Genomic DNA, 12,740 nt, shown 5'->3' with positions numbered 1-12,740 from the left:
GCCGCTCAGGCCGACCCGAACACGTGCAGGCCGAGGTCGTCGGAGAGGTGTTCGCAGACGAGGGCTCCGCGCGCGCTGTTGCCCTCCTCGTCGAGCGGCGGGCTGTAGACGCCGAGCCCCAGCCGTCGGGGAGCCGCCGCGACCAGTCCGCCGGACACGCCGGACTTGGCGGGCAGGCCGACCCGGCGCAGCCAGCGGCCCGAGCCGTCGTACATACCGCAGGTCGCCATGACGCTGAGCACCGTTGTCACGACCTTCGCGGGCACGACCTGCACACCCGTGACCGGGTTGCGGCCTCCGAATGCCAGCGTCGCGCCCATCACCGCGAGCACCTCGGCGCTCACGACGATCGAGCAGGCGCGCGCGTAGACCGACACGGCGTCGTCGACCGAAACGGAAAGGGTGCCGGCCGATCGCATCAGGTACCCGAGCGCGCGGTTGCGGTCGCCGAGCAGCTGTTCCGATTCGCTGACCGCGCGGTCGATTCGAAGCTCGCGACCCGCGAACGCGGAGATGCCGCGGAGTATGCGGTCGAAGCGCTCATCGGGCGACGAACCGTCGACGAGGGACGCCGTCAGCAGCGCGCCGGCATTGACCATGGGGTTCGGCGGTCGTCCGGTGTCGCTCTCGAGCCGCACCGCGTCGAAGGCCTCCCCGGTTGGCTCGGTGCCCACCTTGTCGAGCACCGACTCGCCTCCGTCACGGAGGGCGAGGGCGTACACGAAGGGTTTCACCGCGGACTGAATCGAGAACTTCAGGCGGGCATCAGCCGTTGCCCGCGTGTCGCCTTCGCCGTCGACGATGGCGATGCCGCAGACCCCCGGGTCGGAGGCTGCGAGCTCCGGGATGCTGTCGTCGACCTCGCCGGCCGTTTCGTGAAGCATGTCCCGGCGGAGGCGCTCCAGGTCGTAGGAGTGAGCGGATTCCGCGTCGGCTTCGGTTGTCATGGAGCCAGTCAATCAGCTCGCCTGCCGGGCGTGGACCCCCGACCATATGATGGTTTACAACCACGAAAGGTCGTACTCATGGCACGCACGGTTCGGGACCAGGACACCCAGATCACACGCCTGAGGGCGTACAACATCGTTGCCGGAAGCGCGCACGCGCTGCAGGCGATCTTCTTCGGCGTCGCGCTCACGTTCCTCGACTCACAGGTACTGTTCGGCGTCTCGGCCGACTACCCGACCGGCCCTCCCGGCTTCGACAGCCCGCCCGAGACGGTCACCCTGTTCGACATCAACATCGGCGCCGGAATTGTCGCGTTCCTCGCCCTCTCCGCTTTCTTCCACTTCCTCATCTCCACGCCCTGGTTCTTCCCCCGTTACTCGAGGGGCCTCAAGGAGAACCGCAACTACTTCCGCTGGGTCGAATACGCGCTGAGCTCCTCGATCATGATCTGGCTGATCGCCCAGCTCACCGGAATCTCCGACATCGGCGCCCTCGTCGCGATCTTCGCCGTCAACGCCGCGATGATCATGTTCGGCGCCCTGCAGGAGAAGTATGAGACTCCCGGCAACAAGCAGTTCCTGCCGTTCATTTTCGGCTCGATGGTCGGGATCGTGCCGTGGCTGCTGATCTTCCTCTACCTCCTGCAGCCGCGATCCGAGACCGCTGCCGAGGTGCCCGGATTCGTGATCGGCATCATCTTCTCGCTGTTCATCTTCTTCAACACCTTCGCGATCAACCAGGTGCTGCAGTACCGCCAGATCGGCAAATGGTCCAACTATCTGCAGGGCGAGCGCACCTACATCACGCTCAGCCTGGTTGCGAAGACCTTCCTGTCCTGGCAGGTCTTCTCCGGCGCGATCATCCCGGCACTGACGGCCTGACACGGGGCCGGAGCCCGTGGGGGCGTTCCCTCGCAGGCGCCTGAGGGTCGGGCGTGGGCGCGAGAGGCGCCTGAGCGCTGGTATAGTCTCTAAGTCGGCCTCGATGCCGAAGATGCGCCCGTAGCTCAGCGGATAGAGCAATTGACTACGGATCAATAGGCCGGGGGTTCAAATCCCTCCGGGCGCACATCTGAGAAGCCCCGTAAACATGACGTTTGCGGGGCTTTTTGTTGTCCGGGTCGAGTAGGCCCGTCGGGTCTCGCCACCTGGGCGTCGGATTGTCGCCCGACGAGGGTGCGGGTCAGTTCGCCTGTTCGGTGTCCGCCTGATCGCACCCGGCAGCACGAAGGCCCCGCCGCAGTGTCTGCGACGGGGCCTTCGGGTGGTTCCGGTGCTGCTTAGTCGCCGAGGATCGACGTGGGGTCGATGTCGCTCATAATTTCGTCGACGATGGCATCCGTCTCGACTGTGCCGTCCACCACGTCGGTGACGACATCGCCGGAGTTGTTGATCGCCGAAGTCTCGTTGCCGGAAGCGACCGGGGCGGCCACCTCGTTGCCCGACGCGACGGCATTGCCTGAGAGATTGTCTCCGCTGAGCACGTCTCCGGTCGACACATCGCCGGTTTCGACCGGCCCGATGCTGACCTCGGGGGCGAAGACGAGCGGCGAGGAGTTGGAAAGCTCGCCGCCGGTCAGGCCGAAGTTGCTCGTGAGGTCGCCGACGGAGAGGTTCTCCAGCAGGCCAGCCTGTGCTGTGCTGTCACTCGAGCTCGTGAGCGAGCCGATCTGCTCACTGGAGGTTGAGGCCATGGCGGGGGCCGCAGCTCCCGCAATGATGAGTCCTGATCCTGCAACAGCGATGGCACCAAATGGGGACTTCTTCGTGAAGATGTTCATAGTGGCTATCTCCTTACGTTGCGACCGGAGGAGACCTCTGGTCGATTGGGTCCAGATCTTCCCTGGCCCGGCAGGTGCTCCGGAGGCGAGCAGAATTCGGTTTGGTCGGGCCGCCCGCTGGAGCCCGTCCGGGGGCGCCAGGCCGCGGCTCCCTGGCCTGCCGATGCCCGCAGGGGCGGGTGACCGACCGATTGCCCCGCACGAAACTGGCAAGACCCTGGCAGGCCGCAATCGTGCCGCCGCCCGCGCGGATCCGATGGCACTAAGTTGAGCATCTATGAGCCTTCCATTCGCCGTCTCAGAGCCCGTAGCTGCCGCACTCGCCGAGGGACTCCCCGTCGTTGCCCTCGAGTCGACGATCATCTCCCACGGGCTGCCGCGGCCGCGCAACCACGAGGCGGCGCTCGAGTTCGAGCGGATGCTGCTCGAGACGGGCGTCACCCCCGCCACGATCGCGGTGCTCGACGGTGTGCCCCGCATCGGGCTGGATGCGGACGGCGTGCGCCGGATCGCGGAGGACGATCTCGCGAAGGCGAGCGTGCGCGACCTGCCCATCCTCGCCGCGAGGGGGGCATCCGGCGCAACGACGGTCGCGGCCACTGCTCACCTGGCGGCGCTCGCCGGCATTCGGGTCTTCGCGACGGGCGGGCTCGGTGGCGTGCACCGCGGAGCATCCGACACGTTCGACGAATCCGCCGACCTGGGCACGCTCGCGCGCACGCCCGTCACGGTGGTCAGCGCCGGGGTCAAGTCGGTGCTCGACATCGCCGCGACCCTCGAGCGCCTCGAGACCCTCAGCGTGCCCGTTGTGGGCTATCGTACGACGACATTCCCGAGCTTCTGGCTGAGCGAGTCGGCGTACAGTCTCGACTGGTCGGTCGAGGATGCCGGGCAGGTCGCGGCGATCATGCGCAGCCAGGACGCCCTCGGCCACGGGCAGGGCATCGTGGTGGCCAACCCCATCCCGCGCGAGCAGCAGTGGGACCCGGCCGAGCACGACCGGGTGCTCGAACTCGCCTTCGCCGCCGCCGCTGAGGCGGGAGTGAGCGGCAAGGCCGTCACTCCATTCCTGCTCGGGTTCATCGTGGACGCGTCTGGTGGTCGCAGCCTCGAGGTGAACCTCGACCTGGCGCGCAACAATGTGCGCCTCGCGGGTGAGATCGCGATCGCCTTCTCCGCCCTCGCGCGCGATGTCCGCGCCTGACCCGGCCGGCGCCGAACAGCGCGCCCCCGAACAGCGCGCCCCCGCGCCGCCCACTCCCGTGCCACCCATTCCCGAGCTGCGGCGCCGCATCGTCGTGTTCGGCGATGTGATCGATGACATCGTGGTGGTGCCGCAGGAACCGGTTCGGCCCGACACCGACACGTCATCATCGATCCGGCACCGTGCGGGCGGGTCGGCGGCGAACGTCGCGGCCTGGCTCGGGTCACTCGACGCGCCCGTCGCCCTCGTCGGTATTGTGGGGGCCGAGGACGTCGACCGGCACACTGCGGGGCTCGCGGCGTTCGGCGTGCGCCCGCTCATCGATGGGCATCCGGAGCTGCCGACCGGCACGATCGTCGTGATCGTCGACGGGGAACGCCGAACCATGCTGACCGAGCGCGGGGCAAATTCGCGGCTCGACCCGCGCCGTGTCACCGACGAACTCCTCGACGGCGCCGCGGTTCTGCATCTCACCGGCTACAGCATCGTCGACTCCCCTGACCCTGACGCCCTCGCCGACCTCGTGCGCCGTGCCACCCGTTGCGGGGTGGCCGTCTCGGTCGACCCCGCCTCGGCAGGCTACATCCTCGATTTCGGCGTGTCGCGATTCCTCGACGCGATGTCCGGTGCGGCGCTGGTCTTCCCCAATCTCGATGAGGGGCGCGCCCTCACCGGTGAGAGTGACCCGCTCGAGGTGGCGGCGTCCCTGGGCCGGCGATTCCGTGTCGTCGCACTCACGCGCGGCGCAGACGGGGCCATCGTTGTGCAGGACGGCGGCGCTCCGGTCATCGTTCCCGCGGTGCCCTCTCGCATCCTCGACCCCACCGGGGCGGGCGACGCGTTCTGCGCCGGGTTCCTCTCCGCGTGGTCGACGTTGCCGGATGCCGTCGCGGCGGCGAAGGCCGGCGTGCGGGTGGCCGAGCGAGCGGTCACCGCCATCGGCGGGCGCCCGCGCCGTTAGGCGCGCTGAGGGAGAGTCGCTGCGCTCACTACTGCTGCTCGATGCGCCTGAGCTTGTCGGTGAGGGCCTGCAGCTCGCGCAGCTCCTCGTCGGTGAGCGCCGCCCCGACCCGGTCGGCGATCGACTTCATGTGCGTCACCGCGACCCGGCGGAATAGGTCGAATCCGGCCTGCGTCATCTCGACAATGATCCCGCGCGCGTCGCTGGGGTCGCTCGACTTGGTCACGAGGGCGCGGGCGGCGAGCCGGTCGATCAGTCGGCTCACACTCGGCTGGGTCAGCAGAAGGTACTTGTTGAGCTCCTTGATGCGCAGCTTCCATCCCGGGTGTTGCGAGAGGTTGAACAGCACGTCGTACTCGTTGAGTGACAGCTCGTTCGTCGGAAACTCTGCGTTGAGGTGCCGCATGACCGACACCTGGGCGCGAAACAGCGATTCCCACGCGGATACCGCGACACGCTTGTCGCTCATGGCCGACTCGTATTCACGAACCCCACTCTACGGACATCAACGGCGGCTCGACGAGGGGGTCGCATGATGCCGATTTCGGGGAATTGCCCGCTGACGGGCCGTTAAACAGGATTGAGGGTCGGTCTCAGAGGCGAGAAACCGACCCTCTCCCTTGCACCAAGAGTGTCCTGCAATCACATTCCGCTTCAGTTGCCACAGCAAACAACTTCCGCTCTATGAATATATAACAGCTCGGTAACGAACGCCAGTTATCCAAACGTTATTTTTTGGATTTCTTTTGCTGGCCCGCGGAAACGGCCTCGATCGAGAACAGCGTCGTTGTGCCCGAGACCTCGTTGCCGACGGCGAGCATCGGCCGACCGGTCGGAGATTCCTCGGCTGTGATGAACGCCAGCCCCTCGGGTCCGAGGTCGCCGGCCGCAGCCAGTGCGGCGCTCTGGTCGTCGGCGTCCTCGACAGAGACGGAGAAGTCGCGGTTGTTGATGTAGGTAACGAAGCGGCTCTCTGCGGGGGCGGTGATGTCGTAGACGACGACTCCGCCCACCCGCTCGAGGCCGATGAACGCGTAGGTGTGCCCGCGGACCTTGCCGATCGCGATGCCCTCCGGTTCTGGCCCCTTGTCATCGCTGCGGCCCTCGAGGTTCGACTCGGAGTGGTTGGAGTTGAAGAAGGCCGGCTGGGCGGCGGCGGTGATCTCTTCGAGCGCGTCGCCGGAGTCGAAAACCCGGTCGCCGTCCGGCGTCCAGATCGAGAACGACCGTGCGCCGAAGGCGTAGAGCTCGTCGTAGCAGCCGAGCGCCGCGTTGAAGCCGTTCTCGGTTGTCACGTTGAGGCGGCCGAGGTTGGCGTCTCCGGTGAAGGCGGCGAGGGGGCTCGACTCGCACACGTCGAGGTCCCTGACCCGCGCGCCCTCCTCGTAGTCGCCCCACTCGCGGGCGTCGCCCTCGTTGGCCGTGACCAGGTAATCGCGTCCGCCCGTCTTGTAGGCGGTGATCCCGTCGGGCATGTACATGCCGAACAGGCCGGGGAAAAAGCGGATGTCGGCCTCCGGGGCGCCGCGCGGGTCCCGGTCGGACGGGTCGAGGCCGGCCCCGGCGACACCGTGGTCTTTGAACCCGAACGAGCGGATGTCGGTGACCTCGGCGTCGGGCAGGCTCACCTCGGCGACGGCATTCGCCTCCTGCAGCACGACGTAGGCGGTCGACTTGATCACCGCGACGTATTCGGGCTCCAGTGACCGGGAGACCGGATTGGTGTCGCCGGCGATGCCCGCGAACACGCGCACGCGCTCGTCGAGAACACGGCTGCCGCCCTGCTCGAACTCGGTGAAGCCGGCGGTGCGAACGGCCGACTGGGCGGGTGCCGTGCGGGTCTGCGGCAGCGTGACGATGCTGACGGAGCCCTCCGGATCGATCGTGTAGTCGTCGTTCGGTTCGCCCTCGTTGGCGACGACGGCGAAGCGTCCGTCGGGGGAGAAGGTGACCATGTCGGGGAGCGCACCGACCGTGACCGCGCCGAGAGCGGCATCCGCCTCGCCCGCTGCCGCATCGAAGAAGGCGAGAGTTCCGTTGTCGGTCTTCGTGGGCGCCTCGAGGGCGATGGCTCCCAGTCCGTCGGCGCGCACGGCGACGGAGCCCGCGACCCCATCGTTCGCAAGGCTGAACAGCTTGACGGGCTCCGCGGGGTCGGAGACGTCGAGCACGTCGACCGTTCCAGCGAGGGCGTTGACGACGAAGAGCCGGTCGCCGAAATACGCGACAATCTCGGCCGAGGACTCATCGAAGACGCCGGTCTCGTAGCTGCCGATCGGCGAGAGGGTCAGCGCGGCGTCGTCCGACGAGAGCACAATGGGCCCACTGGCAGGCGCGGCGCTCGCGGCCGGGGCAGACAGCCCCAGCATTGCCAGGGCGAGGACAGCGGCGAGGGGTGCGGCGCCGATTCTGGGCATGGTGTCTCCGATACGGGTGGTGAGCAGGGGGATTCCTGTCTAACTACCGCCCGTGGCTGAGAGGTGAACGTTTTGTGAACGGAGATCGGTCCGGCGGGCAGCGCCGGAGGCCTAGAAGAAGTCGGGGCTCGGGGTGGAGGCGTAACGGACCGAGACATCGGCGTGCCGGTCGAAGCGGTAGCCGACGCCGCGAACCGTTCGCACGACGTCCTCGTAGGCGCCGAGCTTGGAGCGCAGACGGCGCACGTGCACATCGATGGTGCGCTCGTTGGGGGCGTCTTCGTCGTCGCTGTCCGACCAGAGCGCGGAGATGAGCTCCGCGCGCTCGATCGTGCGCCCCTCACGCAGCACGAGGTACTGCAGCAGCTCGAACTCCTTGTAGGTCACCCCGGCGGTCTCCTCGTCGAGCACGAGGCGTTTGCGCGACAGGTCGATGACGACGCCCGCACGCTTCTCCGGCTCGGGCTCGGGGGCCTGGCGGTGCTTGGCGAGCGCCGACGGGTCCTGCAGCGCGAGCCGTACGACGTCGACGTCGCGCCCGCCAGCGCCGGCCGGAGCGAGAGCCACGGCCGCGTAGGTCTCAGCGGTGGGAACGAGCTGAGCCGTGAGTTTCTTGAGCTGCTCGACGATGGCGCCGAGGTCGGTGCCGGCCGCGGCGGCTTTCGCGTCGTCGATCCCGACGTAGAGCACGAAGCCGCGGGGCTCGGTGCCCGCCGGCACGGCGCGGAGGTGGCGCTGGGGCACCGGTTCGGTCGCCTCGACGGCCTGGGTGGAATAGGAGCGGGTCAGGTTTGCGGGTGCGAGTGACATCGGTAACGGATCCTTGAGGAGTGTGAAGGGCCTCTGATGATGAGGGTGTGATCCTTCGGTGACGTGCGGGTCGTGCAGAGCGGGTCGCATCCGTTATGAAGGAGGCAGCCCGGGGAGCTCACTCGTCGAGAGAGGATTCGACGGTGCGGCTCGGCAAGGATTTGGCCGTTAGGCGCACATTCGACAACACATCATGCCAGCGGTCCCACGGGCCTCAAGGGAGGTCAGGGCGTGCAGGCTGATGGTCATTGTGCAAGTGTCTTGCACGAGGCCGTGTCGTGTCAAGTTGCCGCGTTGACTCATAGGAAACCTCCGCGTAGCACCATTCGTTGCCTCATTGGAAAACCTCCGCTTCGGCGTGGTTGAAGGGTTGAGTGATGGATGTGGGTTACGCCCGTTTCTATGGAGCTGACGATGACGCAGCGGCAGGCTGTGACGATGAAGAAGGCGCTCGCGTACCGGAGCGCCGATCGGGCCGGTAAGTCCCGGATACTGACCGAGCTGGTGGAGCTGACCGGGTGGCATCGCGACTACGCCCGGGCCGCGTTGCGGGCGGCGGTGACGCTCAAGGCAGTCAAGCCCAGGGCGGGACGGGCGCCGACCTACGGCCCGGCGGTGACGAGGGCTCTGGTGAAGTGCTGGGCGGTGCTGCGGGCGCCGGCGGGCAAGCGCCTCGCGCCGATGTTGGGCGTGCTGGTGCCGTTGCTGCGCCGCGACAACGAGCTCGACCTCACCGACGCCGAGGCGGCCTTGCTGGTGCGGATGAGCGCGGCGACGATCGATCGTCGGCTGGCGCCGGAGCGGGCGAAGCTGCTCTCGCGCGGTCGGTCGCATACCAAGCCCGGGACGCTGCTGAAGTCGCAGATCCCGATCCGAACCTGGGCCGATTGGGACGACGCGGTCCCCGGGTTCGTGGAGATCGATCTGGTCGGCCACGAGGGCGGGAACGCGTCGGGCGAGTTCTGTTTCACCCTGACGGTCACTGACATCGCGACCGGGTGGACGGTGAACCGGTCGGTGCGCAACAAGGCCGAGAAGTGGGTGTTCGAGGCGCTCATGCACGTGCGCCGGGTGTTCCCCTTCCCGATCATCGGCATCGATTCGGACAACGGGTCCGAGTTCATCAACCATCACTTGTTCGACTACTGCGTGGCGAACAAGATCACCTTCACCAGGTCGCGGGCGAGTCACAGCAACGACGGCGCCCACGTCGAGCAGAAGAACTGGACCCACGTGCGCGAACTCGTCGGCTACCACCGCTACGACACCCCGGCAGAGCTGACCCTGCTGAACGAGATCTGGGAACTCGACCGGGTGTTCACGAACTACCTCCTGCCGCAACAGAAGCTCGTGTTCAAGCAACGCAACGGCGCGAAAGTGACCAAACGGTACGACGTCGCGACCACCCCGCACCAGCGCGCCATCGCCCGCGAAGACATGCGGAAGATGCCGATCATCAGAATGAACGCCGAGTTCAAACGAGTCCACCCCGCAGCCCAGTCCCGGAAGATCCTCGCGCTCACCGGACAGCTCGAAACCCTCGCCCTGGCGAAGAAACCCGCAGCCGTGAAACCGCCCGTTAATCAGACATTCAGCGGCTGAGATCCACGGAGGTTTTCAGGTGAGGCAATGAATCAACCTTCCCGGAGGTATTGACATGAGGCAACAGGGTTGCGGCATCGGTGAGATCGTGGCTGGCGACCACGCACGACTCGAACCGCACGGCTCGAACCGCCCGACTCGAACCGCCCGGCTCCCAACTTGCGGCGATTCACGTCCTCGCCGGTGAAGCGCCTGCCGCTAGACGGTTCCATAGAGCCGGTCGCCCGCATCGCCGAGGCCGGGCACGATGTACCCCTTCTCGTTGAGGCGTTCGTCGAGGGAGCCGAGCACGATCGTGACCTCGCGACCCTCGGTGGCCTTCTCCACGGCGGCGAGGCCCTCCGGCGCGCCGAGCAGGCACACGGCGGTGACGTCGACGGCGCCCCTCGCGAACAGATACTCGATTGCGGCGATGAGCGACCCGCCCGTCGCCAGCATCGGGTCGAGCACGAAGCACTGGCGGTTGGAGAGGTCGTCGGGCAGGCGCTCGGCATAGATGTCCGGCTGCAGCGTCTCCTCGTTGCGCACCATTCCGAGAAAGCCGACCTCGGCCGTTGGGACGAGCTTGACCATGCCCTCGAGCATCCCGAGTCCGGCGCGGATGATCGGCACGACGAGCGGGCGCGGCAGGGCGATCGTGACGCCCTGCGTCTCGGCCACCGGGGTCTGCACGGTCACCGTCTGGACGCGCACATTGCGGGTGGCCTCGTAGGCGAGCAGCGTCACGAGTTCCTCGGTGAGCGCGCGGAACGTCGGCGACGACGTCGTCTTGTCGCGGAGTACCGTCAATTTGTGGGTGATGAGCGGATGGTCGGCAACATGTACTCGCATAGGCTCAATCTATCGGAGGGGCGCGGGATGAACGGATACGACAGCTGGATGCGCGAGGCCATCGCCGACGCTCGCCTCGCGCTCGGCACGGGTGACGTGCCCGTCGCCGCGATTGTCATCGCCGCGGACGGCACCGTGCTCGGCCGCGGTCGCAACGAGCGAGAACTCCACCAGGACCCCACCGCGCACGCCGAGATCGTCGCGATCCGCGAGGCGGCGCGCGCGACGGGCGACTGGCACCTCACCGGAGCGACCCTCGTCGTCACGCTCGAACCGTGCGTCATGTGCGCCGGGGCGATCCTCTCCGCGCGCATCCCCCGCGTCGTCTTCGGTGCCTGGGACGATAAGGCTGGGGCAGTCGGCAGCGTTTACGACGTGCTGCGCGACCGACGCCTCAACCATCGGGTCGAGGTCGTCGCGGGCGTACTCGCCGAGGAGTGCGGCGCCCTGCTGCTCGACTTCTTCCAGTCGCGCCGCTGACTGGCGCGCCCGCTACAGGGTGTCGAGCCACTCCCCGAGCATCGCGCGTGCCGCCTGCTCCATCTGCTCGGCGTAGCGATCGCGCTGCTCGAGCAGCTCCGCAGCGTCGATGCCGTGTCTCGCGAGCTCGGCCGTTCCCTGCGCGATCCACTCCTCGTACATCGTGCCGGTGAGCTCGGGGTGGAACTGCACGGCGAGGGCGTAGTCGCCGAGGCGGAAGGCCTCGTTGCTGTAGTCGGCCGAGCTGGCCAGCCTGGTGGCGCCGGCGGGGAGCCGGAAGCTGTCGCCGTGCCACTGCATGACGGGCACTCCCGCGAAGTGCCGGAGCGGGGAGTCGCGCCCGGCCTCGGTGAGGTTCACGTCGCGGAAGCCGATGACGACCGACTTGCCCTTGCTCGCGCGACCGCCGAGCGCGTGCGCGATCAGCTGGGCTCCGAGGCAGAGCCCCAGGGTGGGCTTCTCGTTCTCGAGGCGCCTCGCCAGCAGGTCGAGCTCGTCGACGAGATAGCCGTACTCGTCGGTCTGGTACGCGCCCATGTCGCCGCCCAGCACCACCACGAGGTCGGCATCGATCATCTCGACGCTGTCGGGGCTGAGGTCGCACGCGTCGATCGTGGTGATCTCGTAGCCGCGTTCGCGCAGCAGGTCGTCGAAGCTGCCCAGGTGGGCGATGTCGAGGTGCCGGATCACGACGGCGGACCTGCCAGCTGCAATGGTGCCCATTAGTCGGCCGCCTTAATGACGATTGCGTCGGTTGGTGGGTTTTCGGTGGTGTGGTCGACGTAGATGTCGGGTTCGAGATAGATCACGCGGGCGACCGGAACCGCCTCGCGGATCCGGGCCTCGATCGCGTTGATCGACCCGGCGATGTCGGTGAGCCTCGACTGGCCCGTGAGTGCGATCTTTGCGGCGACGAGCAGCTCATCCGGCCCGAGGTAGAGGGTCTTCATGTGGATGAGCGCGTCGACCTCGGGGTCGGCGTTGATGGCGTCGCGGATCCTCACCGCATCCGCGGCGCTCGCCCCCTCGCCCAGCAGGAGGCTCTTCGTCTCGATACCGAGGATGATCGCGACCACAATGAGCAGGGCGCCGATCGCGAGGGTGCCGATCGCATCGAAGACGCTATCGCCGCTGATGATCGTCAGCCCGACGCCGGCCAGAGCGAAGGAGAGGCCGAGCAGGGCTGCGAGATCCTCGAGCAGCACAACGGGAAGCTCCGGTGCCTTCGAGCGGCGCACGAATTCGACCCAGCTCTGTTTGCCGCGCACAAGGTTCGACTCGCGCACGGCGGTGCGCAGCGAGAACGACTCGAGCACGATCGCGATGACGAGCACGAGGATCGGCAGCCACGCGTTCTCGAGGGGATGCGGGTTGGTGAGCTTGTCGATGCCCTCGTAGATCGAGAACATTCCGCCGACGCTGAACAGGATGATCGACACGACGAACGCGTAGACGTAGCGTTCGCGTCCGTAGCCGAACGGATGCTCCGGGGTAGCGGCGCGCTTGGCCCTGACCCCGCCGCGGAGGAGCAGTACCTGGTTGCTCGTGTCGGCGAGGGAGTGCACGCCCTCGGCGAGCATCGCGCTCGACCCGGAGAAGAACCAGGCGACGAACTTGGTGATCGCAATGCCGAGGTTGGCAAACAGTGCCGCGACGATTGCCTTGTTTCCGCCAGATGCGCTCATGGGCCAATCCTAGGATGGGCAG

Annotated in this window: 13 protein-coding genes and 1 tRNA gene; 6 read left to right on the top strand and 8 right to left on the bottom strand. The window is 67.3% G+C overall.

The window, feature by feature from the left end; translation table 11 throughout:
- Positions 1-5: 5 nt before the first annotated feature.
- Positions 6-947: a glutaminase A gene (gene glsA, locus BHD05_RS01050; protein ID WP_161884787.1), complete on the bottom strand. Its 942-nt coding sequence runs from the start codon at positions 945-947 to the stop codon at positions 6-8.
- 78 nt (positions 948-1,025) lie between these two features.
- On the opposite strand from glsA, the gene heR reads away from it, so the two are divergent.
- Positions 1,026-1,829, top strand: a complete 804-nt coding sequence (heR, locus tag BHD05_RS01045; RefSeq protein WP_161884786.1) for a heliorhodopsin HeR — start codon at positions 1,026-1,028, stop codon at positions 1,827-1,829.
- Positions 1,830-1,943: 114 nt separating this feature from the next.
- Positions 1,944-2,016 (top strand) — tRNA-Arg (locus BHD05_RS01040).
- Between the two features lie 211 nt (positions 2,017-2,227).
- Here BHD05_RS01040 and BHD05_RS01035 read toward each other — a convergent pair.
- The gene (locus tag BHD05_RS01035) at positions 2,228-2,728 is read right to left on the bottom strand and encodes a hypothetical protein (RefSeq protein WP_161884785.1); all 501 of its coding nucleotides are present in this window, start codon (positions 2,726-2,728) and stop codon (positions 2,228-2,230) included.
- 277 nt (positions 2,729-3,005) lie between these two features.
- On the opposite strand from BHD05_RS01035, the gene BHD05_RS01030 reads away from it, so the two are divergent.
- A complete protein-coding gene (locus BHD05_RS01030) occupies positions 3,006-3,932 on the top strand; it encodes a pseudouridine-5'-phosphate glycosidase (protein ID WP_161884784.1) in 927 nt (308 codons plus the stop codon).
- A complete protein-coding gene (locus tag BHD05_RS01025; RefSeq protein ID WP_161884783.1) occupies positions 3,919-4,893 on the top strand; it encodes a carbohydrate kinase family protein in 975 nt (324 codons plus the stop codon). Before BHD05_RS01030 ends, BHD05_RS01025 begins: the two co-directional genes overlap by 14 nt.
- Positions 4,894-4,921: 28 nt before the next feature.
- Here BHD05_RS01025 and BHD05_RS01020 read toward each other — a convergent pair whose 3' ends face one another.
- From BHD05_RS01020 to BHD05_RS01010, 3 genes are all read right to left on the bottom strand, one after another.
- Entirely contained in the window at positions 4,922-5,362 is a 441-nt protein-coding gene (locus BHD05_RS01020) for a MarR family winged helix-turn-helix transcriptional regulator (protein ID WP_161884782.1), read from the bottom strand.
- Positions 5,363-5,621: 259 nt separating this feature from the next.
- Positions 5,622-7,310 (bottom strand): choice-of-anchor I family protein, encoded by a 1,689-nt coding sequence (locus tag BHD05_RS01015; RefSeq protein WP_161884781.1) that lies wholly within the window; start codon positions 7,308-7,310, stop codon positions 5,622-5,624.
- 111 nt (positions 7,311-7,421) lie between these two features.
- On the bottom strand, positions 7,422-8,120 hold the full coding sequence (locus tag BHD05_RS01010; protein WP_161884780.1) for a winged helix-turn-helix domain-containing protein: 699 nt from the start codon (positions 8,118-8,120) through the stop codon (positions 7,422-7,424).
- Positions 8,121-8,534: 414 nt separating this feature from the next.
- Here BHD05_RS01010 and BHD05_RS01005 point away from each other — a divergent pair, with 414 nt between their 5' ends.
- Entirely contained in the window at positions 8,535-9,722 is a 1,188-nt protein-coding gene (locus BHD05_RS01005; RefSeq protein ID WP_161884779.1) for an integrase catalytic domain-containing protein, read from the top strand.
- A gap of 198 nt (positions 9,723-9,920) precedes the next feature.
- Here the strand turns inward: BHD05_RS01005 and upp are convergent, their stop codons facing one another.
- Positions 9,921-10,553 (bottom strand): uracil phosphoribosyltransferase, encoded by a 633-nt coding sequence (gene upp / locus BHD05_RS01000; RefSeq protein ID WP_161884778.1) that lies wholly within the window; start codon positions 10,551-10,553, stop codon positions 9,921-9,923.
- Between the two features lie 27 nt (positions 10,554-10,580).
- Between upp and tadA the strand changes: the two genes are divergently transcribed.
- Positions 10,581-11,033: a tRNA adenosine(34) deaminase TadA gene (gene tadA, locus BHD05_RS00995; RefSeq protein WP_236966598.1), complete on the top strand. Its 453-nt coding sequence runs from the start codon at positions 10,581-10,583 to the stop codon at positions 11,031-11,033.
- Between the two features lie 12 nt (positions 11,034-11,045).
- On the opposite strand, the gene BHD05_RS00990 is transcribed toward tadA, so the two are convergent.
- Together BHD05_RS00990 and BHD05_RS00985 are read right to left on the bottom strand one after the other, a co-directional pair.
- Complete coding sequence (locus BHD05_RS00990) at positions 11,046-11,756, bottom strand: glutamine amidotransferase (protein ID WP_161884777.1); 711 nt, start codon at positions 11,754-11,756, stop codon at positions 11,046-11,048.
- Positions 11,756-12,718, bottom strand: a complete 963-nt coding sequence (locus BHD05_RS00985; protein ID WP_161884776.1) for a cation diffusion facilitator family transporter — start codon at positions 12,716-12,718, stop codon at positions 11,756-11,758. Before BHD05_RS00985 ends, BHD05_RS00990 begins: the two co-directional genes overlap by 1 nt.
- Positions 12,719-12,740: the final 22 nt, after the last annotated feature.

It is taken from the genome of Marisediminicola antarctica, assembly GCF_009930795.1.
Lineage (GTDB): Bacteria > Actinomycetota > Actinomycetes > Actinomycetales > Microbacteriaceae > Marisediminicola > Marisediminicola antarctica.
The sequence above is the reverse complement of the archived record's forward strand: the minus strand, read 5'-3'. Positions and strand labels throughout refer to the sequence as shown.